Origin of the sequence: Synechococcus sp. PROS-7-1 (assembly GCF_014279795.1) — a bacterium.
GTDB lineage: Bacteria > Cyanobacteriota > Cyanobacteriia > PCC-6307 > Cyanobiaceae > Synechococcus_C.
Map to the genome: position 1 here is coordinate 1322557 of NZ_CP047945.1, position 21020 is coordinate 1343576.

The window sequence follows — 21020 nt, forward strand, 5'->3', positions numbered from 1 at the left end:
TCCATGACCTAGCGCTTTGTTGAATCGTTCAGTTCAACTGAGCAGCTGAGGTCACTCGATTGCGTTGATCATCGAGCAAGCAGCGAAGCACCGGGTGATTGTTCAGATCAGGATCATTGCGGAGAATATCGGCCGCTTCGTCTCGGGCCTCCTCCAAAACGGAGCCGTCATCCGCCAGGCTTGCCAGTGCCAGGTCTGGCAAACCAGATTGGCGGGTTCCCAACACTTGCCCGGGGCCACGGAGCCTTAGGTCCATCTCGGCGATCTCGAAACCGTCCGTGGAACGCACCAACACCTCAAGTCTCTGCCGGGCCAACGGATTGCGACTGTCGTTAATCAACAAACAGCGAGATGCCGCAGCACCCCGGCCAACGCGCCCTCGCAGTTGGTGAAGCTGGGCCAGTCCGAAACGATCAGCGTGATCAATCATCATCACGCTTGCCTCAGGAACATCCACACCAACTTCCACAACAGTGGTTGACACCAAAACCTGCGTTTCCCCGCGCGCGAAAGCCTGAATCACGGCCTGCTTCTCCGCACTCGGAAGGCGTCCATGCAGGAGCCCGACCTTGAGATCCGGAAACTCCTCCTCCTCAAGCTGACGATGCACGTCAACGGCAGACCTCAAGTCCATTTTTTCTGACTCCTCCACAAGCGGAAGCACCACATAAGCCCTCTGGCCCTTCTCCACCTCCTCACGGATCACGTTGTAAGCCTGATCACGCTGCGAGCCTGCCAACATCGTGGTCAAGATCGGCGTGCGTCCCGGCGGAAGTTCATCGATCTGACTGACATCCAGATCCCCATGGAGTGACAGAGCCAGCGTTCGTGGGATCGGTGTCGCCGTCATCGTGAGGAGATGGGGCTGAAGACCTTTTCCAAGCAGTCGATTGCGTTGACGAACTCCGAAACGGTGTTGCTCATCCACCACCACCAGTCCCAGCCGGTCGAAGGCAACTGGATCTTCCAGCAGGGCATGGGTCCCCACGAGAACCTTGCAGGAGCCTGAAGCCACATCAGCGAGAAGCTGCCTCCGTTTCTTGAGAGGCGTGGAGCCGGTCAGAAGCTCAACCGTGACATGCAACGGTGGGAGCCACTGGCAGAGACTGCGGTAGTGCTGTTCCGCAAGCACCTCAGTGGGAGCCATCATTACCCCTTGCCAACCGGCCTGGATGGCCTTGAGCAAGGCAGCAACAGCGACGACCGTTTTCCCACTGCCCACATCACCCTGCACCAGCCTGGCCATGGGCTCCGAACGTTCGAGATCTTCATCGATCTCCGCCAGCACTCTGTTCTGTGCATTGGTGAATTGGAACGGGAGATGATCCAGGAAGCGACCCAGGAGACCGTCGCGATCCGAGGCGACCCTCAGGGATGGTGCTGACCGCTGACGCAGTGCCGCCCTGCGCTGCATCAATCCGAGCTGAAGCAGCAGAAACTCATCGAAGACAAGACGGTGACGGGCCTGCTGAAGCTGATCGGACGTCTCCGGTCGATGGATCGCCGTCAGCGCCTGATGTCTGCCCAGCAACTGCCTAGCTTGGCGTCTCTGAGGTGGCAGTGGTTCAGGCCAGAGACGGACCGATGGCAGCGCCGCTTCCACCAAGGTTCTGAAACGATCGGCCGTCAGACCTTCCGTCAGGGAATACACCGGTAACAACCTGCCGATTCGTTTTGATTGCAAAGGAGCTTGAGCGCTCTCCATCACTTCAATCAGCGGATCTTGAAAGCTCAGGCCGTAGGGACCTTCCTTGACCAGACCACTCACAGCGACGGTGGCTCCATTTGGATAGAGCCTGGTCTGTCCATGGAGATAGGAGGGATTGCTGAAGCGGCGACCTGCCAGAAAACGACTGACCTTGATCCGTCCGGTGGGGTCCTGAAGCTGCAGCTCGATGATCGAGAGATTGGGATTTCTCGGACTGGTGAAGCCGTGACAGCGACGGACGGTGGCAACAATGGTGGCTGTTTCCCCGGGCACCAAGGCCTCAATCCGGCGCAAGGCGGAGTAATCCACATAGTCCCTTGGGTAATGAAGCAATAGGTCTCTGACCACCAGAAGCCCGAGGCTGGCCAGGCGTTCCGCCTGCTTGGGGCCGATGCCACGGACCCGTGACAGTGGTGCGTCAAGAGGCATGACACCCTGGTGGTTCGCTGGAGCTGCCGTGGTGCTCGTGGCAACCTTCAATTTCGGTGGTGCCATCGGTCGTGTGGGTTCCAGGCGCTGACGCAGGGCATGGAGCCACTGCCTCACCGTGGTGACCAGGCGCCGGCGCGCTGCATCACTGAGGGAGGGGTAAGACTGAAAATCATTGGAAAACGCCTGAAGGCGTTCCGTGCAATCTGGCGGGAAAGAAATTCCTGGTGGTGCACCCAATTCACGGCTCAGGAAACTGTGAAATGTCTCCTGCCGGCCCTGAACATTGACGAATCCACGCTCAGCCTCAAGCGACAGCGCCTGCTGAAGCGGACGAATCCAAATCTGAAATCGCTCCAGGGCCTGTTGATCAAGGCCAGAGCTCAATGGCGCGGAGGGATCTCCACTCGGTTGGGCCACCAATGGGTTTGAACCTCCCTGGCGCTGCTGCGTCGTTGCCAGTGTCGCTCCTTCACCACAAGAGTGGAGAGAGCACGCCGTTGATTCTGGATGCGTCCGCGGCAACGGCGCAAGGATCGATCATCGAATTCCAATTCGGAACTGCGCAAAAGTAGGCAAAGCGTTTCGTAGGTGTGCTGATCACCAGCGGTGGGCAGCGGCAGCGGCAGTTTCAGGAGATTGGAATGGGTGGCTTCCGATGGAAGCTGGCCGGTCATGGCTGCATCCAGCAGTTGGATTGGCAGCAGACTTCTGATAATTCCCGCACGTAACAGCTCCACATTGAGGGCATGGGACAGGTTGCGCAGACGTCGGCTGAGGCCAGCATCAATCCCTTCCATCCAGGCAAGAAGAGCGCTCGGTGACGTTGGCATCAACTGATTCGACCCACTGACATTCGCCATCAAAGGGGGCCCTGCAGATCCCGTGGCATCGTCGGAAGACTCTTGCGCATCCCTCGGGTCCATGGCCTCACCAGCGAGAGCGAACAAGGACCGGATCAGGTCCAGCTCCGTCGTCTCCTGTGAAGAAGGTTGTTCATCTTTCGAGGGCTGATCCATGTCGCCATCAGTCCTCTCGTCAACGGCCACTTTCCTTGGGAAGAGACCATCAATCAAATCTGAACGTTCCAGGGGAAGAGAGAGGCCGAGATGAACTTCCTCACAGTCAACAGACGGAGTCTGCGTCTCAGATGAATTGGCCAGTGCCTGCACCTGGAGGAGATGGTTGCGTTGGGCTTCGTGGCGCAGACGATTTGCCGTAATGATGAGCTGCTCAACAGTGAGCAGAGAAGACGTTCTCTTCACAAGCGCATCGACACGACGATGCAGTTCCTCAACTCCATCAGCTCTGCGGATGCTTGCGTCCACCCCGCGAGCGCAAAGCAGATGTTTGATGGATGTACGAACGGCTCCGGAAAGCTGATCACGGACGATCTGAAGATAGAGCGCCTGTTCGCGATAAAGAGCTGGTGCCAGGGACCTGCATCGGCAACCCAGACGCTCCAACTGGAGGTCTGGGTCGTGGCAGTGGCGGCTCTCCGAATCAGCCTCCAAGATCAGCCCTTGGTCATCGAAGCCACTTCAGCGGCGAAGTCATTTTCCTCAACTTCGATGCCCTCTCCAAGGGTGTAGCGCGTGAAACGACGAACCCTCACGTTTTCTCCGATCTTGCCGGCTGTCTGCTTCACCAGTTCAGCAACAGTGAGGGAGCTGTCTTTGATGAAGGGTTGCTCCATCAAAGCAAGTTCCTTGAGGCGCTTGTTGATCCGACCTTCGACAATCTTCTCCTTCATCTGCTCGGGCTTGCCATCGAGGTCATCACGCCCCATTTCAATGGCCTTTTCTCGTTCGCGGATCTCGGAAGGGATTTCGTCGGTGTTGACGTATTCCACTCCTGGGCAGGCAGCCACCTGCATGGCCACGTCTCTGAGGAGCTCCTGGAACATGTCACCTCGGGCGACGAAGTCGGTTTCGCAGTTGACTTCGATCAACACGCCGACGCGTGCTCCGGTGTGGATGTAGCTGCCGATAGCGCCTTCAGCAGCTGTACGACCGGACTTTTTCTCTGCGCTAGCGATCCCTTTCTGGCGCAGCCATTCGATGGCTTTGTCAGCATCGCCGTCTGTGGCTGCAAGTGCTTTCTTGCAATCCATCATTCCAGCGCCGGTCTTGTCGCGCAGGTCCTTAACGAGCTTGGCGGATACGGCAGCGGCCATCAGAGAAGAAGGAGGAGAGTATTTGGGCAAAAAGCCGCCTTTCCAAACATTCGGAAGGGCGGCGTGAACATAGCGGCTCGTGGGACTCAGCCTTCGCTGTCGTCACCACCACGCTGCTCATTGGAGCCATGACGGCCTTCATTGATCGCATCGGCCAAACGGCTCAGCACGAGTTGGACGGAACGCACAGCGTCGTCGTTGCAAGGGATGGGAACCTCGCAAAGATCAGGATCACAGTTGGTGTCAAGCATCGACACCAAGGGAATATCCAATTTGCGGGCTTCGAGCACTGCGTTCGTTTCACGACGCTGATCGACCAGCACCACCACATCAGGGAGACGACGCATGTTCTTGAGGCCACCCAGATACTTCTGGAGACGGTCCAGTTCACGGCGAAGAACGGCGCCCTCCTTTTTGGGACGCATGGCGATCGCTCCACTGGCCTCCATCCGCTCAAGATCCTTGAGGCGATCGATTCGGGCTTTCATCGTGGTCCAGTTGGTCAGCATGCCGCCCAACCAACGTTGGTTGACGTAGGACCCACCGCAGCGCAGGGCTTCTTGAGCCACCACTTCAGAGGCTTGTTTTTTGGTTCCTACGAACAGGAAACGTTTGCCACTTCTTGCAGCGGAACGAACCCATTTGTAGGCGTTGTTCATGCAGACAGCCGTCTGCACAAGGTCAATAATGTGAACCCCGTTGCGCGCGCAGTAGATGTAGCGCGACATTTTGGGATTCCAACGACGGGTCTGGTGTCCAAAGTGGGCACCAGCTTCCATCATCTCAGCGAGAGTGACAACAGCCATGATTGATTGAGGTTTCGGGTTGGCCTCCACCTGTCAGGGATCACATGGATGGCTTGGAGCCACACCACGATCAGCACCCGAAACAGACAGGTGTGTGGTTTGAGAGAACACCTTGAATTTATCAAACGGACTGCTCAACGCAGACCGGTGGCCTTGGCTTCTCTGTACAACGCCTCAACACCAAGACGGTTCAAGGGAAGCCGCAACAGTTCAAGGGCCAGAGAGGGCTGTCCCCGATGAATGAGCCAGGAAAGAAGCGGCTTGAGTGTTCGCTCATTGACCAGGCCTCCGAGGGTTAGAACCGACCACAGAACCCTGTGCATCCAAGTGAACTGGATGATCATTCGCACTCTGCGGCTGGGGTGCTTTCTGTAGAAGACGAGTCCCATCCGTGCCCGCTCTCTCTCCACGCGAATCAGATCAGGAATTTGTTCAAGCCGGAAAGCGGGATGCCAGTGATAGCCCACAGCTTCAGGGCAGCGAACGAGCACAACCCCCATTTGTCTCAGACGCTCACCCAGCTCGAGGTCCTCCCAGCCATAGAGCCGGAAACCCGTATCAAAAAGGCCGGACTGTTCGAGAACGGAGCGGTCGATGGCAACGTTACCGGTTGCGAAATAGGCCCAGGAAAGATCTCTGAGCTTGTGTCGCTCGTGGGTTGGATGCTCAAAATTCGCAGTATTGATCACTGCGCCGTAGGTGAAGCACAAACGGTTTCCGTTACGACGCCACGCTGCTGTGAGCGCCTTGGCATGACTGGCGAGAAAAGTTGGTGTGACGACGAGATCACTGTCAATAAAGACAATGACGTCACCTCGGGCGTGGCTGACGCCACGGTTTCGACCTTCAGCGGGTCCACCGTGGCGCTGTTCGATCAGACGCACGCTGGGAAAACGACTGCTTGAGGCTCTCAACCAGTCCGGCGTTCCATCGGTGGAGCCGTCATCGACAACGACCACCTCATAATGATCGATCTCCCCACTGGGACGTTGCCCTTCCAGTGCTAGCAAGCACTTCTCCAGGATCGGGCGTCGGTTGTAGGTGGGAATGACGACGCTGATGAACATCCGCGCTTCACGGTGATCCAATTGAAGTCAGCCTAAGGGCACAAAAAAAGAGGGGGATGCTCCCCCCTCTTGCACAAGAGCCCGAACTCAATCGGCAGCGCCACCGTTGTTGGCAGTTCCTGTGACACCGTTGCCGGCACCTTCGCCACGACCGTCATTGCGCATCTTGCGCTTCTTGAATTTGCGCGCGTAGGCGCGGTTGCGCTCTTGCTTTTCTTTCTTGAGATTTCTGCGCTTGGCCATGCGTTGGTTGAAACTTTGGCGGGTTATGACCCCAACCTACTCAATGGCCTGAAAAAGACGGCCATCCTCCATCCGAACGAGCCGATCAGCCACATCAAGAATCCTGGGGTCATGGGTGACCATAAGGACGGAACAGGATTGTTCCCTTGCTAGGCGTTTCAACAATTCCACCACCTCTCGCCCCGTGGTGCTGTCGAGAGCTGCCGTGGGTTCATCAGCCAGTAAGAGTTTGGGCCTAGCGGCGAGCGCCCGGGCGATGGCCACGCGCTGTTTTTGTCCCCCCGAAAGATTGTGGGGAAGTTTGCTGAGCTCTTCATCCAGACCAACAGCTCGCAACCACTCCCTGGCTTGATCTCTCCGGGCCCGGTAGCTGAATCCAGGGAGGAGGTCGGCACCCATCTGCACGTTCTGTTCCGCGGTGAGGCAACGAAGAAGATTGTGGCCTTGAAAAATCATTCCGATCCTGCGCCGCAGCCTCTGCCGCTGGCCACGTCCAGCTCCCTGTAATTGCTGACCGAAGACGCGAACGTCGCCTTGTTGCACCTGACGCAAAGCACCGATCAACGTCAGCAACGTGGTCTTTCCACATCCGGAGGGTCCTGTTAGGAGCACCACTTCACCGGCGGCAATCTCCAGATCCACACCCTGCAACACCTGCCGTCGGGTTGATCCCTTCCCATACCAGTGGCTCAAGCCATTGATGCTCACACTGAGCTCCTGGCGGGAACCATGCCTTTGAGTTGACTCTGAAAGCGTTGTGCTGGACATCAAAAGATCTCCGCCGGGTCCGCATCCACGAGCCGCCTCATCGCCAATCCAGCTGAGGCCATGCACATGATGAGAATCATCGTGAACACGGTGAAAGCACGGCTGAAATCCATGGCGACGGGAAGCTGGGTTGCATTTCTGACGAGCAGATACAAACCTTGGCCAGCGGCATAGGCCGGAAGGTATCCGAAAAGGGCAAGAAGCAATCCTTCACGAACCACAACACCGAGAAGTGTGATGAGCCGATACCCCATCGCCATCAACGTGGCGTATTCAGGCAGGTGATCACTGACATCGGAATAGAGCACCTGATAAACGATGACGCAGCCGACCACGAATCCCATGGCGGCTCCAAGGGTAAAGATGAAGCCAATCGAGGTACCGGTTTTCCAATAATTCTGCTCAAAGTCAATAAATCCTTGTTTCGTCAACACAGTGACGTCATCAGGAAGCAAGGTTTTGAGACGGTCCACAACCAGCTCAGGGTCTGCATCAGCGTTGAGACGAATCAACCCAACCTCAATGCTTCCAGGGGGAGTATTGGGGAGCAATTCACGGAACGTTTCGCTGCTGGTAAGCAGATTGCCATCAGCTCCAAAGGATGTACCAAGCTCAATCAAGCCCGCAACACGAACACGTTTGCCTGCAATTTCACTCTCCACAATCCGGCCATCACGAAACCAGTCAGCCACTGGTCCGAACTCCGGCCGCGATCGTTCATCAAAGAGAACTCTGCCTTTTTGGGTGAGCGTCTTGGCTTTGGGCGCCAGCGTTGGATCGGTGAACAGAGGATCACCGGGTTCAAAACCAAGGGCAAGGATGGACCGTGTTCCGCGGGTTTCTGGATTTCTCCAGAGGAGCAGATTCCAATTCACGGGGGTTATACCTTCCACTTCCGGAAGCGCCATGGCTTGCACCAAACGCCGTTTAGGGAAACCAGCCATACTCACCGAACTGGTAGAACGCGGGCTGATTAATACGATGTCGGCATCAAACAAACGATGGACGGTGACACTGGCATCAAACAATCCATCTCGGAACCCGAGCTGCATGAACATCAGAATTCCAGCGAAGCTGATGCCAGCCAGAGCAACAGCCAAGCGCACAGGCTGACGGATCAACATCAGCGAAGCCAGGGGAATGCCGCGGCTGGACCAGAACGCACCACTCATGAGGTTTTGAAACGCGCGATCACTTTCAAACCGGCTAACGATGAAACCCGCCGAGCCGAATCGCGATCAAGGCTGACCTGAACCTCCACCACCCTGGCGTCGGCGTCACCGGTTGGATTGGTGGATAAAACCTCGCGCTGCCTCACCTGAGGACTAACTCGCTCGACACGGCCTGTAAGACGACCTTCAAATCCACCGTTCTCACTAACAAGCGTCACGGGATCACCGACAGCAATCCTGTTGATGTCGGATTCGTACACCTCAATCAGAGCTTCCATCGATTGGCTGGCGCCAACTTCAAGCACGCCATCGTTACTGGGGCGCTCACCGACCCGGGTGTGCAGCCTGAGCACAGTGCCGTCAATCGGTGATCGCAGCTCGCTGTCGACCAAATCAGCCTCAAGCGATCGACGTTCAGCGATTAGCTCGATGCGCTTGCGCTCCGCCAATGTCAATTCGTTTTGCTTCTCTTCGAGAATCACCATCGAAGCGGCACCAACTTTGGCTGCTTCTGCGTAGCGAGCCACCTCTCGACGTCGCAGGGGGATCTCCGTCTCAATCGTGCGAATCTGAGCATCGAGAGCCTCAAGATCAGCTTCGATTTGGGGACGGCTATCGAAAACAGCCAGCACCTGGCCACGGGTGACCGTATCTCCTTCATTCACAAGAAGCTTGGAGACTCGGGGGGTGCCTCCGAACCCGCTGACCGGTGCAGCGAGACGGCGAATCTCTCCGAGAGGACGAAGCCGCCCCAAGGCAGCCACGGCCTCCGGTGGGCGCGGTGATTCCGCCTGAGGAGCCTGCGCAACAACAGTGGTTGGCCGCTGGAGAAATGCAATAGTTCCTGCGATCACGAGGATGGAGAGCGTCCCGGCCCCGATCCACACAGAGCGCTTCGACATCATGGACAAACCGGTTCGTCGAAAAGAAGCTCTTCGATGTATCGGTCGGCCCAGATCGTCCCGAAGGCCTTTTCCAGAACCCGACGAGTTTTGTCGTTGCGTTTCTGTTGCTGGCAATACGACACCTGCCCGTGATAACGGGCAAGCGTAAGCGGATCGCTGGAAGCCGTTGGTTGTGCACGCTCCACAGCACGGCTCAAGATGCCCAGATAGGTCTCAACAAGCTCAACAAACCAATCCTGTTCCTCGTGATTCGCAGGACGGATAAAGCGCACAAATGGTGAAAAAATCGTTGCCCAAGCAGGGAGGTCGCGGACCTGTTCAAACGCGGGGATGTTGATGTTGCTGAGGGCTTCCTCGATGGCTACGGGCAAGTGGCCACCCACTGGTGAAAGATCAACGATCGCCGCGGAAATACCAGCTGGACTGGCAACGATGTCGGCTCCGAACACGGGGAGATCGAAACGGGGGTCGGGAAAGAACACGCAGTGAAGGATTTGCAGCCCGACTCCGAGTCGGGCCGTTTCGAGATGCAGCTTGCGCAGTCCGCGACAGCGGTGCACCTCATTGCTGATGAACAAAGCCTCACCATCAAGACTGCCGATGATCTGCTCAAGATCGGCTGGAACCGCAAGGTCCTGGAGATCGGGAAGCCCCTCGCGACACTGACGGATGCACTCGGATAAGGACACCACCAACGGATGAAGCTCCGGGCCGCTCGAGGACTCAGGCATCAATCCGATCCGTCATTGCACAGAATGGGACTTTGCCACGGGACCCTGACAGCGATCTCATCCGGTCCTGCACTGGAACACCTCACTCTCTCGAACAAAAGCACCCTGGTGTCAGCGGAACTTCCGGGTGCTGAACTCACCTGCCTGGATTTCTGGTGTCGGGGAGGAAGCTTCTGGGAACGCAACGGTGAAGAGGGCATCGCTCACTTTCTCGAACACATGGTGTTCAAGGGGAGTGAGCGGTTGCAACCCGGAGACTTCGATCGCCAAATAGAGGCGCTCGGCGGCACCAGTAATGCCGCCACCGGGTTCGATGACGTGCACTTCCACGTTCTTGTTCCACCCAAGGAGACACCAGCAGCGTTGGACCTGCTTCTGGATCTGGTTTTGCACCCCTCACTCGACCTGGATGCTTTCGCGATGGAGCGCGAAGTCGTGCTCGAGGAAATTTCCCAGTACCGCGACCAACCCGATGATCTGGTTTTTCAGCGGGTGCTGGAACTCTGCTTTCCCGAACATCCCTATGGCCGTCCCGTTCTCGGACTCGACTCCAGCTTGAAAGCGATGGATCCCTCGGGAATGCGTCGCTTTCACCAACGGCGCTATCAGGGTCCGAACTGTTGCCTTGCCGTAGCTGGAGCCATTCCCACGGACCTCATCAACCAAGTCAGGGGGAGCGCGCTCACAGCATTGAGCGATGGTGCTGATACCGCAGCCCCGAACGCTCCTGATGAAAGAGGGGGTACAGCGGAACAGCTGCCTTTTCAAAGCGGAAGGGAGTGCCAGAGCTTTCCCAGGCTGGAATCAGCACGCCTATTGATGGTCTGGCCAACCGCTGCGGCCTCGGATCCCATCGGGGTCGCGGGGGCGGACCTGGCGACCACGATTCTGTCCGAAGGTCGCCGGAGCCGGCTGGTGCAACTTCTTCGCGAAGATTTGCAGATCGTCGAGTCCATCGACATGGACGTGACGACCCTCGAGCAGGGAAGCCTTGTGATGCTTGAGGCATGCTGCCCTGAAGAGCAACTGCCGCGGGTTGAACAGGAAATCAGAGAGGAACTGCAGCGCAGCGCCGAGGAACCTGTGCTCGAGGAGGAACGGAAGCGAGCTTTCCAACTGGTGGGCAATGGATACCGATTCAGCCTTGAGGCCCCTGGCTCGGTAGCGGGCTGCGCGGGCTCCCAAGCCGTATGGGGACGGCAGCGTCAGCTGCTCGAACCTCTCAAAGATCTCGAAGAGTGGAGCGCGACGGCCCTCCAAGAGCGTGTGATGCAGCGGCTCCAGGCAGACCAGGCATGCACCTTGATCGCCCGACCATCGGAATCATCATGAGCGGCTTCACTGAGGTGGTCATCGACCCGATCGCAACCACCGGAGTCCTTTCCGCAAAGCTTTGGATCCGTCGCGGTAGCGGTGACGATCCCTTGGGCCAGCGCGGTGGCCATCAACTTCTTGGTTCCGTTCTCAGTCGTGGTTGTGGACCGCTGGACCATGTTCAACTGGCGGATCTAGTGGAAGGCTGCGGGGCAGGGCTTCGTTGCGATACCCACGAAGATGGAATCCTGGTCAGCCTCAAATGCACGCAAAACGATGCCGACAGGCTGCTGCCGATCCTTGGGTGGATGCTGCAGCGGCCCCATCTGAATCCGGCTCAGATTGCGTTGGAAAAGGAACTCAGCCTGCAGGCCCTTCAACGACAGCAGGAGGATCCGTTCCAGCGTGCCTTTGATGGCTGGCGACAGCTCGCCTACGGCAAAGGCCCATACGGACACGACCCTCTCGGCGTCACTGCCGATGTGGAGGCCCTGGATCAAAACCAGCTGATAGCCCTTGCAGCCGCAATCAACGATGGGGGGTCTGTCCTGGCCCTCTCAGGGACCATCCCTGAGGGACTTCAGGACATCCTGCAAGGTTTGGGGGATGGAGAACCCCAAGCAAGCTCACAGGGGGAATCAGCCGTGGACAACGGATCACAGAAACTGGGTCAAACATCGACCCTGAACAGTGTTGAGACCGAACAAGTTGTACTGATGCTCGGGCAGGCAACCTTGCCCCATGGCCATCCGGATGATCTGGCCTTGAGGGTGCTTCAGGCCCATTTGGGATCAGGGATGTCCAGCCTGCTGTTCAGACGTTTACGCGAAGACCATGGTGTCGCTTATGACGTAGGACTTCACCATCCAGCGAGGCAGCGTTCAGCTCCCTTTGTGATGCACGCATCCACCGGGGTGGAGCGGGCGCAGCTGACCCTCGAACTGTTGATGCGGAGTTGGGAGGAACTTTTGGACTCCGTGATCGAACAAACTGATCTCGATTTGGCAATGGCGAAGTTCCGGGGGCAGCTGGCCCACGCGTCCCAGACGACAGGCCAGAGGGCGGAGCGACGCGCCCAGCTCCGAGCCCTTGGGCTTCCGGACGATCACGATCGCCGTTGCGTCGATCAACTCAACAGTCTCAGTGGTGTGGCACTCAAAACTGTGGCTCTACAGCATTTGAAGCAGCCGATCCTCAGTCTGTGTGGACCTGCTTCCTCTCTCAGCATGCTCGAATCCGTTTGGGGGGACGGACCGTTTCATTCAGCTGAAGCTTGATCTGAGATGGGAGCCAGCACGTCCGTCGCCAGGAGAAACGTTCCTCGGGAAAAACGCACCGCGACAGACTCTCCGGGATGGAGCGCAATCACCGTTCCCACTTCATCAAGATCCACCAGATCGGGTGGGCGGAGCATTGGCATTGGATCCGCTGACTTCAGAAAGGGCTGGGCACGTAGCAGTCGTACTTGGTCACCAATGGAAACGGCCATAGGAGCTGGGCAATGTGTTCCTCTTACAGCAGGATGGTGCAAGCTGACGACTGCCCGTGCGGGCTCTGGCCACATGGAGCGGCGCTGTCGCCGGTCTGTTCTTGATTCTTGTGGGCAGCCTGATCCAGGCGGCTCTGGTGGTTCCCCTGCCTGAGCTGCCTCCACCTGTGCTGCCTTTGCCCAGCACCTGGCAGGTGCCAGCCCTTCTTTTGTGTTCTCTGGTTGCAGGGCCTCGCGCCGGTGTAATCGCCTCAGTTGCGTATCTGACCATCGGCCTTGTGGATCTGCCTGTGTTTTACGGAGGCGGCGGTTTTGCTTACGTGCTCACGCCTGGATTCGGATACCTAGCTGGATTCATCCCGGCCGCGTGGCTGACCGGTCGTTTAGCCATGCAGAGCGGCATGAATGACATCCCCCGGCTCACGCTGGCTGCCATGGCCGGTTTGCTCATCATTCAGCTCTGCGGCCTGCTCAATCTCCTTTTGGGGGCGGGACTCGGTCGCTGGCAGCAACCCTTGGCTGAGCTGTTGTTCAGCTACAGCCTCGGCCCTTTGGTCGCGCAGCTGGCCCTTTGCTGCGCAGCAGGTTTATTGGCCCGATGCATGCGTGGTCTGTTGTGGGTGGAATGAACGCAAGCGAAAGCGCCGTCAGACGGAATCGTCGTTCGCTGCGGCGCGAATCACTCCTTCTGATCAGCGTTGGGATGGTGATCCTTGATCAGTGGAGCAAGCACTGGGCACGTTCCGCATTGATCCTCGGCAGGCCAGTGCCGTTCATCCCCGGATTTCTGCAATTTCGTCTTGTGCACAACACTGGTGCAGCCTTCAGTTTGTTCACAGACTCCACGCTGTTTCTCGGCGCTCTCAGCCTGTTAGTGACGCTTGGAGTCACCGCATGGATCTGGAGTCAGCCAAAGCGTTGTTACTGGATGGGTCTTGCTTTGGCATTTCTGCTTGGAGGAACCCTCGGTAATGGCATCGATCGTTGGCGTCTCGGCCACGTCACCGATTTTCTTGAACTGGTGCCGATCCAGTTCCCGATCTTCAACTGGGCTGATGTCGTCATCAATTTCGCCGTCGTCTGCTTCGCCGTCGACGCCTTCCGTGAACGCCATGGCCAAGCTGACTCCTAACCAACCGGCCGCAGCACGGCTGACGATCCATCAGCACGATCGCCCCGATCAAACCCTTCACCTTCACGGGGAGGGGTACCGAATTGGTCGCGATCATGGCCTGGAGATCTGCATCGAGCATCCCGCAGTCAGCCGCCAGCACGCCTTGCTTCAGAAGCGTAAACAGCAGTGGTGCCTTGTTGATCAAGGCTCAACCAATGGCCTCTGGTGGAAGGGCCGCAGGGTCAGGGAAATCGAATTAAAAGACGGTGACCAAATCAGCCTGGCTCCCGCCACGGAAGCCGGAGCCCCATCCCTGCAGTTTGAAAACCCAGCTGATCGTGGTGGACAACGCATCCGGCGCTGGCTTGGCATCGCACTTCTGCTGGCACTTGGGGGATCGGGTGCTCTGCTTCTTCTTGCTGGTCTGGATGTGCCCGTCCGTGGCCGACTGGCCACGGTGCGTGGACCGGTGGCCATCTATGACGGCAACAACAAACCTCTCGATTCCGTTGATTCCAGCCGTCACCGGGAATTGGCAACTCTCTCCGACTTTTCACCCTCGCTGATCAACGCCTTGCTCAGCAGTGAGGACAATCGTTTCTGGTGGCACCCAGGGGTTGATCCCATTGGGACCGTGCGTGCGTTCGCCACCAACCTCACCGGTGGACGGGTTCTGGAAGGGGGAAGCAGCCTCACCCAGCAATTGGCCAGAAGCCTTTACCCGGATCTGGTGGGCGAGGGAGACACCCTGGGCCGGAAGTGGAGAGAACTGCTGGTCGCCCTGCAACTGGAGAGTCGCTTCAGCAAGGGTGAACTGCTCTTGAGCTATCTCAACAGGGTGTACCTCGGGGTGGGGTGGGGGTTCGACGATGCCTCCCGAACCTTTTTCAACAAATCTGCTGGGTCGCTTTCGGTGGAGGAAGCAGCGCTGTTGGTGGGCCTTTTGCCCTCGCCTAATGGCCACGACCCTTGTCAGTTTCCACAGAGAGCTCTCGAAGCGCGCAACAGGGTTCTCAACAAGATGGCGGATGCCGGGCGGCTCTCCCTGGATCAAGCCCGCGCGGCCCGTCGTCAGCCCATTCAGCTTGCCAAAAATGCTTGCAGCAAACAGGCCACGCGTCGCTCAGCTCCCTTCTACACCGATCAGGTCAGGAGGGACTTAACGGCTTTGGTAGGCCCCGAAGTGGCAGCTGAGGGCAACTTCCTGATCGAAACACACCTCGATCCGGTACTTCAGAGCGTGATTGAACGACGCTTGCGCAACCTGGTCAGGAATGCCGGCGGGCTGGGTGTCAGTGAGGGTGCTGCCGTCGTGATCGACAGTCGCAGTGGTGGTGTGCTCGCGATTGCCGGTGGACGCGACTACCGCTTCAGCCAGTTCAACCGTGCCTCCATGGCCCTGCGACAGCCAGGGAGCACCTTCAAGCTCATGACCTACCTGGCTGCTCTGGACAAGGGGATGAAGCCCACCGAGAGCATCGACTGCAGCGCCATGGAATGGGGCGGACAGCGGTTTGAAAGTCCCTGCAATGGTCGTCTGACGCTCACCAGCGCTTTCGCATCAAGCAGCAACACCGCAGCCCTGCGCCTTGCCAAGCGTGTGGGACTGGAGCAAGTGGTGCGTCAAGCACGGGCCCTGGGCATCACCACCCCTCTCGATCCCGTCCCTGGATTGGCGCTGGGGCAGAGCGAAGTGCGCTTGATCGAGCTCACCAGTGCCTACGCCGCCGTGGTCAACAAAGGCCAATGGAAACCACCCACCACGATCCGCCGTTTGATGGATGCTGAAACCTGCCGGCAGGACAATCTGCGTGGATGCGGAAGTCTCACTGGGGCGCAAGACAACAGCCTGAATGCTGGGCGTCAGGCCATCCGTCCTGACGTTGCCAAACAAATGCAGGCCATGCTGCGAGCGGTGGTGAGAAATGGAACAGGCACCGGAGCGTCCCTGGGAGGGGAAGAAGGAGGAAAGACCGGAACCACCAATGATGGTCGCGATCTTCTGTTCATCGGCTACGAACCAAGTCGTCACTGGGTACTGGGAATCTGGCTCGGCAACGACGACAACAGTCCCTCAGCCAGCTCGAGTGCGCTGGCAGCGTCTCTGTGGGGGGAAATCATGCGTTCTGCAGGACGCGGCGGGCTGAATACGCGATAACAGGCGAATGAAACAGCAGACCCGCTGGCTATTGGCAGGAGCTGCGGCTCTGATCGCACTGATGGTGATTGGCCTGGTGCTTCAGGCCATCCGCAACCTGCTTTGGGATCTCAGCTATTGGTTACCACCATGGCTCGTTGGGCCCGTGCTTCTCATCGGCACCATCCTTCTGGTGGCCGCATTGATCCAAGTGGGTGTTCCGTTGGTCAAACGCTGGAAGCAGGGACGCCACGCCCAGGGTGCGGGGGCATCCCGTCCAGTCCCGCCAAGCAATCGACGGGAAGCAGCCCGTCAAAGCCTCGACAGTGTGGACCGACTTCTCGCTCGACTGCAGGACGATGTGGCACGCCGGTCGTTGCTCGAGGAGCGGGAACGCGTGGCCCGACAACTCGACCGTGGCGATCTGGAAGTGGTGGTGTTCGGGACAGGATCAAGTGGAAAAACATCCCTGATCCGTGCCCTGTTGAAGGACATCGTGGGCGACGTGGGGGCATCCATGGGATCCACCAGTGAAAGCCGCTCCTATCGCCTGAGGCTGAAAGGATTGGAGCGAGGCGTGCTTCTTGTTGATACGCCTGGAATCCTTGAAGGAGGACAGGACGGACGCACCCGCGAACAACAGGCCAGACAACGGGCATCGCGCGCTGATCTGATGCTGGTCGTTGTGGATGGTGATCTGCGCAGCCAGGAACTGGCCATCGTTCAGAGTCTCTCCGGACTTGGCAAAAGGCTCTTGCTCGTGCTCAACAAGTGCGACCTCCGCGGTGAGGAAGAGGAGCGACGGCTGATGCTGCTCTTGCGTGAACGCTGCCTGGGTTGGCTTCCCCCCGACGATGTTGTCGGGACCAGCGCAGCACCCCAGTCGTTGCCAAGACCAGGACAAAAACCATGGCAGCCCCCCGCAGAGGTCGGGCAACTGCTTCGACGTCTCGCTGTCGTCCTGCATCAGGACGGCGAAGAGCTTCTTGCTGACAACATTCTTCTCCAGTGCCGATCGCTCGGTGAAACCGGCCGAACCCTTCTTGATCAACAGAGAGAAGAGGAAGCCCGTCGCATTGTTGATCGCTACACCTGGATCAGCGCTGGGGTGGTGGCAGCGACTCCTCTACCAGGAGTGGACCTGCTCGGCACTGCCGCAGTCAATGCCCAGATGGTGATGGAAGTGGCAGGTGTTTTTGGCATTCAGCTCACCCGCACCAGGGCCCAAGACCTAGCCCTCTCCGTGGGAAGAACGTTGGCAGGCCTTGGTGTCGTCAAAGGTGGGGTGGCCATCATTGGAACGGCACTGAGTGTGAACCTCCCCACGCTCCTGCTTGGACGAGCCGTTCAGGGCGTCGCAGCTGGATGGCTCACCAGAATTGCCGGTGCCAGCTTCATCACGTTCTTTCAGCAGGATCAAGACTGGGGAGATGGTGGCGTCCAAGACGTTGTTCAGAGGCATTACGACCTCAACCGTCGTGATCGCTCACTGCGGGAGTTTCTTGAGACAGCGCTACGACGGGTGGTCGACCCACTTCAGCAAGAGGCGAAGAAACGACTGCCGCCCCGACCAGGGCTTCGGGCGGAGGCGGACGCATCGGACCGCGGCTATCAAGAACCGTGATCAGCCCGAGGTAAAGCAGCCCGATCAGGATTGATACAGCCCCCGTGAAAACCGCAATCCACTTCCCTCGTTGTCGTTGCGATTCTGTCTCTGACATCAGTGCGAACTCCGCCCGGACGATTGGTTGATGCGCATCCCCAGATGGTCGATCAGGGCGTCAGATGTATGGGGATTTCCAAGCACCACTTTGATGTGATGGCGGCCTCTGTACTGGGGTCTTGACACCATGATTTGCTCATCGAGAAGCCCCTGACGGAGGCGTGCTGACCAACGTTCACTGGCGTTGGAGTCTGCGTTTTTCGGTACACAGGTCAACAGATGGAGCGGGCCAGAGAGAAGATCCAGCGCCTGAACGTCGAGGCATTGCTGCAACCGCTCCCTGCGTGCCACAGCCTTCACCAGAAGTGAGTTGATTCCAACCATCCCGAGTTGACGCAAACCCAGCCAAAGCTTGAGGATTTCTGCCGGTCGACTGCCTTGCAACCCCATCTCACCCCCGTGAGCACCAACGGAAGCTGGCTCCATGTAAGGAAGTCCGGTTCTGAATGCAGCGTGCAGGGTGGACGCATCGCGAACCAGCAACAACGAGGAGGTTTTGGCGATCCCGAGCAGTTTCTGGGGATTGACGGTGATTGAATCGGCTTCACCCAATCCGGCCACCAGTTCGCGGGTCTGTCCCGAGAGAGCAAAAACAGCGCCAATGGCACCATCCACATGCAGCCAGGTGCCATGGGTCTTGGCAAGCGTTGCGATTGCCCGCAAGGGGTCAATCGCACCACGCACTGTCGTTCCAGCGGTGGCGACGATGGCCAAACATGGACGCTGCTCAGATGCGAGTCCGTTGAGTTCCTCTTGTAGGGCATCCAGCCGCAGACATCCATTGGCATCCACGGGGATTCGCCGCAGAGCATCAGCATGAAGTCCCATCACCCTGCAGGCCTTGGCCAAGGACACATGGGCGTCCTCACTTGTCAGGACGACAGCGTCAGAAACAGCATTCAGCCCCTGGGAATGACGGGCTGTGACCAGCGCGGTGAGGTTGCTCAGCGTGCCCCCGCTGGCAGCGACGCCCCCTGACCCCATCGGGAGGTCGAGACAGGACGCAAACCATCCACAGAGTTGACGCTCCAGCTGCGAAAGACTCGGCGACAGTTCCTCGGCCAGAAGGTTGTTGTTCAGTCCTGCACAAATCAGCTCTGCTGCAATCGAGGCTGTATTCGGTGGCGGATCCAAATGGGCCAAGGCACCAGGATGTGATGGCTGGTAAGCCCCATCCATGACCTGCTGGAGATCATCCAGAAGATGTTGTGCTCCAAGTCCTTCCGTCTCAGGGAAAGCATCAGGGAGCAAACGCAGCGAAGGCAGGGGAGACCGTTGGTTGGCAGTGCCAAACCAGGCGCAAAGTTGGGAGCAGGCCTCCTGCAGAAACATCTGCAACTGAGGGTCTAGGCCATCGGGTGAAGCAAAGGGTGCCAATGGCTCCGATGCTTCTAAAGATGACCGAGCGGGGCCGTGCAAGAAAGAGTCGCGATCAGAAACCATTGTCACCTTTGGTGGCACATTGGATGGCAAGCGGAGAGTCACGGCCGTGCGGGCGGAGCCGATTCAGCTCACACAACAGGCGATGCGCGCGTGGATGCAGCGGCTGCTCAATCGCGCTGAGCGCGTGGGTGTCACTGGAGAGATTCCTGTGGCGGCTGTTCTTCTCGATCAAGCAGGGCGGTGCATTGGCCACGGATCCAATCGCAGGGAAACCCACAGAGACCCACTCGGACATGCGGAGTTAATGGCGCTGCGTCAGGGCGCCTGGCTGCTTGGCGATTGGCGCATGAACCACTGCACCCTGCTGGTGACCCTGGAGCCATGCCCGATGTGTGCGGGAGCACTCGTTCAGGCCAGAGTTGGACAAGTGATTTTTGCTGCCAGAGACCGCAAGCGCGGTGGACTGGGCAGCACGATCAATCTTGCTGACCATGAATCAGCTCACCACCACATGCGAGTGGTGGGTGGAGTCATGGAAGAGGAAGCATCGATACTGCTGGGGGGCTGGTTCAGGCAGCGACGCAGGAGCCTTGGCGGAAACGGGGAAGCTCTGACTCAAACAAATTGAGCAGACGATTCACATTCTCTGGAGTGGAGTTGTAACCCATCAGGCCAATTCTCCAGATCTTCCCTGCCAGAACGCCAAGACCACCGCCAACTTCAATGCCATGGGAGTTGAGAAGGTGGGAGGAAAAGGCTTTTCCATCCACATCATCGGGAATCCGAACAGTCGTGAGGGTGGGCAGTCGTAGATCCTCGGGAACGTGCATTTCAAGGCCGAGAGATTCAAGTCCGTTCCAAAGCGCTTCAGCATTGCGGCGATGGCGTGACCATGCATTGTCCAGACCTTCCTCTGCAAGCAGACGCAGGGCTTCACGCATGCCGAAGTTCATGTTCACCGGCGCCGTGTGGTGATAGACCCTGTCACTCCCCCAGTACTGATTCAACAGGGAAACATCCAGATACCAATTGGGAACCTTGTCTTTTCTGGCAGCGAGCTTGGCTTCCGCACGAGGACCCATGGTGAACGGTCCCAAGCCTGGAGGGCAGCTCAGCCCCTTCTGGCTGCAGCTGTAGGCCATATCCACCTTCCATTCATCGAGGTAAAGGGGAACACCTCCGAGTGATGTGACTGTGTCAAGGAGAAGAAGACAGTCGTGCTCACGGCAGAGATCACCAACGCCCTCCATGGGTTGGCGCACCCCTGTGGAGGTTTCGGCATGCACCATGGCCAGGACTGCAGGCTTGTGATGCTGCAGCGCAGAAGCCAACTCATCGAGCGTGAACGCCTCACCCCAGGGTTTTTCGATGACACGAACATCAGCTCTGTATCGGCCTGCCATGTCGGCAAGGCGATTTCCGAAATAGCCCTTGACTGCGACCAACACGCGATCGCCGGGCTCCACCGTGTTCGCCAATGTGGCTTCCATCGCAGCACTACCGGTGCCGCTCATGGGCAAGGTGAGGCGGTTGTCCGTCTGCCAGGCGTAACGGAGCAACTCCTGGACTTCACCCATCAAATCCACATAGAGAGGATCGAGATGGCCGATCGGCGTTCTTGCCAGAGCAGACAGAACAGTCGGATGGGCGTTGGAGGGACCTGGGCCTAACAGAAGGCGGTCAGGCGTACTGATAGGGCCAACGGATCTGCGATGGCGCGATTCAACCTGGGGAAGAGAGTGCGTCATCGGCTGGCCGGAAACCATCATTTAATGGCCGAAGCCTACGCATCGATCGGGGCGATTCGAGCCAGAAAGCTCTGTTCCGATGCCGCTTGAAACGAACGGAAATTCCT

Annotated in this window: 20 protein-coding genes; 7 read left to right on the plus strand and 13 right to left on the minus strand. The window is 58.2% G+C overall.

What is annotated here, in order from left to right; genetic code table 11:
* Positions 1-28 precede the first annotated feature (28 nt).
* The 10 genes from recG to SynPROS71_RS07270 form a co-directional block, all read right to left on the minus strand.
* Positions 29-2560 (minus strand): ATP-dependent DNA helicase RecG, encoded by a 2532-nt coding sequence (recG, locus tag SynPROS71_RS07225; protein WP_186594171.1) that lies wholly within the window; start codon positions 2558-2560, stop codon positions 29-31.
* On the minus strand, positions 2521-3651 hold the full coding sequence (locus SynPROS71_RS07230) for a hypothetical protein (protein ID WP_255442034.1): 1131 nt from the start codon (positions 3649-3651) through the stop codon (positions 2521-2523). Before SynPROS71_RS07230 ends, recG begins: the two co-directional genes overlap by 40 nt.
* Positions 3652-3653: 2 nt before the next feature.
* Entirely contained in the window at positions 3654-4313 is a 660-nt protein-coding gene (gene tsf / locus SynPROS71_RS07235) for a translation elongation factor Ts (RefSeq protein WP_186594172.1), read from the minus strand.
* An 86-nt stretch (positions 4314-4399) separates the two neighbouring features.
* Positions 4400-5119, minus strand: a complete 720-nt coding sequence (gene rpsB / locus SynPROS71_RS07240; RefSeq protein WP_186582643.1) for a 30S ribosomal protein S2 — start codon at positions 5117-5119, stop codon at positions 4400-4402.
* 134 nt (positions 5120-5253) lie between these two features.
* Positions 5254-6186, minus strand: coding sequence for a glycosyltransferase family 2 protein (locus SynPROS71_RS07245; RefSeq protein ID WP_186594173.1), 933 nt, complete (start codon positions 6184-6186; stop codon positions 5254-5256).
* An 87-nt stretch (positions 6187-6273) separates the two neighbouring features.
* Complete coding sequence (locus tag SynPROS71_RS07250) at positions 6274-6429, minus strand: hypothetical protein (protein ID WP_006850288.1); 156 nt, start codon at positions 6427-6429, stop codon at positions 6274-6276.
* 36 nt (positions 6430-6465) lie between these two features.
* Positions 6466-7197 carry a DevA family ABC transporter ATP-binding protein gene (locus SynPROS71_RS07255; RefSeq protein ID WP_186594174.1) on the minus strand — a complete coding sequence of 244 codons (732 nt, stop codon included), beginning with the start codon at positions 7195-7197 and terminating at the stop codon, positions 6466-6468.
* On the minus strand, positions 7197-8369 hold the full coding sequence (gene devC / locus SynPROS71_RS07260) for an ABC transporter permease DevC (RefSeq protein ID WP_186594175.1): 1173 nt from the start codon (positions 8367-8369) through the stop codon (positions 7197-7199). The genes SynPROS71_RS07255 and devC overlap by 1 nt, the downstream gene beginning before the upstream one ends.
* Positions 8366-9271, minus strand: a complete 906-nt coding sequence (locus SynPROS71_RS07265; protein ID WP_186594176.1) for an HlyD family efflux transporter periplasmic adaptor subunit — start codon at positions 9269-9271, stop codon at positions 8366-8368. Before SynPROS71_RS07265 ends, devC begins: the two co-directional genes overlap by 4 nt.
* On the minus strand, positions 9271-10005 hold the full coding sequence (locus SynPROS71_RS07270) for a phycocyanobilin:ferredoxin oxidoreductase (protein ID WP_186594177.1): 735 nt from the start codon (positions 10003-10005) through the stop codon (positions 9271-9273). Before SynPROS71_RS07270 ends, SynPROS71_RS07265 begins: the two co-directional genes overlap by 1 nt.
* A gap of 24 nt (positions 10006-10029) precedes the next feature.
* Here SynPROS71_RS07270 and SynPROS71_RS07275 point away from each other — a divergent pair, with 24 nt between their 5' ends.
* Together SynPROS71_RS07275 and SynPROS71_RS07280 are read left to right on the plus strand one after the other, a co-directional pair.
* On the plus strand, positions 10030-11337 hold the full coding sequence (locus SynPROS71_RS07275) for a pitrilysin family protein (RefSeq protein WP_186594178.1): 1308 nt from the start codon (positions 10030-10032) through the stop codon (positions 11335-11337).
* Entirely contained in the window at positions 11334-12596 is a 1263-nt protein-coding gene (locus SynPROS71_RS07280) for a pitrilysin family protein (RefSeq protein WP_186597945.1), read from the plus strand. The genes SynPROS71_RS07275 and SynPROS71_RS07280 overlap by 4 nt, the downstream gene beginning before the upstream one ends.
* Here SynPROS71_RS07280 and SynPROS71_RS07285 read toward each other — a convergent pair.
* Positions 12578-12883 (minus strand): DUF3148 domain-containing protein, encoded by a 306-nt coding sequence (locus tag SynPROS71_RS07285; protein ID WP_370586812.1) that lies wholly within the window; start codon positions 12881-12883, stop codon positions 12578-12580. The genes SynPROS71_RS07280 and SynPROS71_RS07285 overlap by 19 nt on opposite strands.
* Between SynPROS71_RS07285 and SynPROS71_RS07290 the strand changes: the two genes are divergently transcribed.
* The 4 genes from SynPROS71_RS07290 to SynPROS71_RS07305 are packed head-to-tail and all read left to right on the plus strand — an operon-like array spanning position 12865 to position 17683.
* The gene (locus tag SynPROS71_RS07290) at positions 12865-13437 is read left to right on the plus strand and encodes a biotin transporter BioY (protein ID WP_186594182.1); all 573 of its coding nucleotides are present in this window, start codon (positions 12865-12867) and stop codon (positions 13435-13437) included. The two genes, SynPROS71_RS07285 and SynPROS71_RS07290, sit on opposite strands and share 19 nt — an antisense overlap.
* Entirely contained in the window at positions 13434-13940 is a 507-nt protein-coding gene (gene lspA / locus SynPROS71_RS07295; protein ID WP_186594184.1) for a signal peptidase II, read from the plus strand. The genes SynPROS71_RS07290 and lspA overlap by 4 nt, the downstream gene beginning before the upstream one ends.
* Positions 13921-16080: a transglycosylase domain-containing protein gene (locus SynPROS71_RS07300; RefSeq protein WP_186594186.1), complete on the plus strand. Its 2160-nt coding sequence runs from the start codon at positions 13921-13923 to the stop codon at positions 16078-16080. The genes lspA and SynPROS71_RS07300 overlap by 20 nt, the downstream gene beginning before the upstream one ends.
* A gap of 7 nt (positions 16081-16087) precedes the next feature.
* Positions 16088-17683, plus strand: a complete 1596-nt coding sequence (locus tag SynPROS71_RS07305) for a GTP-binding protein (protein WP_186594188.1) — start codon at positions 16088-16090, stop codon at positions 17681-17683.
* 96 nt (positions 17684-17779) lie between these two features.
* Here the strand turns inward: SynPROS71_RS07305 and SynPROS71_RS07310 are convergent, their stop codons facing one another.
* A complete protein-coding gene (locus SynPROS71_RS07310) occupies positions 17780-19225 on the minus strand; it encodes an aminotransferase class V-fold PLP-dependent enzyme (protein WP_186597947.1) in 1446 nt (481 codons plus the stop codon).
* A 94-nt stretch (positions 19226-19319) separates the two neighbouring features.
* Between SynPROS71_RS07310 and SynPROS71_RS07315 the strand changes: the two genes are divergently transcribed.
* A complete protein-coding gene (locus SynPROS71_RS07315) occupies positions 19320-19793 on the plus strand; it encodes a nucleoside deaminase (protein WP_186597948.1) in 474 nt (157 codons plus the stop codon).
* Here SynPROS71_RS07315 and SynPROS71_RS07320 read toward each other — a convergent pair.
* On the minus strand, positions 19735-20931 hold the full coding sequence (locus tag SynPROS71_RS07320; RefSeq protein ID WP_186594190.1) for an alanine--glyoxylate aminotransferase family protein: 1197 nt from the start codon (positions 20929-20931) through the stop codon (positions 19735-19737). The genes SynPROS71_RS07315 and SynPROS71_RS07320 overlap by 59 nt on opposite strands.
* Positions 20932-21020 lie beyond the last annotated feature (89 nt).

What these genes read in the sequence shown, in the direction of transcription:
- SynPROS71_RS07255 (WP_186594174.1), bottom strand. Translation starts at nt 7,197, where the DNA reads ATGTCCAGCACAACGCTTTCAGAGTCAACTCAAAGGCATGGTTCCCGC.
- lspA (WP_186594184.1), top strand. Translation starts at nt 13,434, where the DNA reads ATGAACGCAAGCGAAAGCGCCGTCAGACGGAATCGTCGTTCGCTGCGG.
- SynPROS71_RS07265 (WP_186594176.1), bottom strand. Translation starts at nt 9,271, where the DNA reads ATGTCGAAGCGCTCTGTGTGGATCGGGGCCGGGACGCTCTCCATCCTC.
- SynPROS71_RS07275 (WP_186594178.1), top strand. Translation starts at nt 10,030, where the DNA reads ATGGGACTTTGCCACGGGACCCTGACAGCGATCTCATCCGGTCCTGCA.
- SynPROS71_RS07270 (WP_186594177.1), bottom strand. Translation starts at nt 10,005, where the DNA reads ATGCCTGAGTCCTCGAGCGGCCCGGAGCTTCATCCGTTGGTGGTGTCC.
- SynPROS71_RS07245 (WP_186594173.1), bottom strand. Translation starts at nt 6,186, where the DNA reads ATGTTCATCAGCGTCGTCATTCCCACCTACAACCGACGCCCGATCCTG.
- SynPROS71_RS07320 (WP_186594190.1), bottom strand. Translation starts at nt 20,931, where the DNA reads ATGGTTTCCGGCCAGCCGATGACGCACTCTCTTCCCCAGGTTGAATCG.
- SynPROS71_RS07285 (WP_370586812.1), bottom strand. Translation starts at nt 12,883, where the DNA reads ATGTGGCCAGAGCCCGCACGGGCAGTCGTCAGCTTGCACCATCCTGCT.
- SynPROS71_RS07300 (WP_186594186.1), top strand. Translation starts at nt 13,921, where the DNA reads ATGGCCAAGCTGACTCCTAACCAACCGGCCGCAGCACGGCTGACGATC.
- rpsB (WP_186582643.1), bottom strand. Translation starts at nt 5,119, where the DNA reads ATGGCTGTTGTCACTCTCGCTGAGATGATGGAAGCTGGTGCCCACTTT.
- SynPROS71_RS07280 (WP_186597945.1), top strand. Translation starts at nt 11,334, where the DNA reads ATGAGCGGCTTCACTGAGGTGGTCATCGACCCGATCGCAACCACCGGA.
- tsf (WP_186594172.1), bottom strand. Translation starts at nt 4,313, where the DNA reads ATGGCCGCTGCCGTATCCGCCAAGCTCGTTAAGGACCTGCGCGACAAG.
- SynPROS71_RS07315 (WP_186597948.1), top strand. Translation starts at nt 19,320, where the DNA reads ATGCAGCGGCTGCTCAATCGCGCTGAGCGCGTGGGTGTCACTGGAGAG.
- SynPROS71_RS07305 (WP_186594188.1), top strand. Translation starts at nt 16,088, where the DNA reads ATGAAACAGCAGACCCGCTGGCTATTGGCAGGAGCTGCGGCTCTGATC.
- devC (WP_186594175.1), bottom strand. Translation starts at nt 8,369, where the DNA reads ATGAGTGGTGCGTTCTGGTCCAGCCGCGGCATTCCCCTGGCTTCGCTG.
- SynPROS71_RS07310 (WP_186597947.1), bottom strand. Translation starts at nt 19,225, where the DNA reads ATGGTTTCTGATCGCGACTCTTTCTTGCACGGCCCCGCTCGGTCATCT.
- SynPROS71_RS07250 (WP_006850288.1), bottom strand. Translation starts at nt 6,429, where the DNA reads ATGGCCAAGCGCAGAAATCTCAAGAAAGAAAAGCAAGAGCGCAACCGC.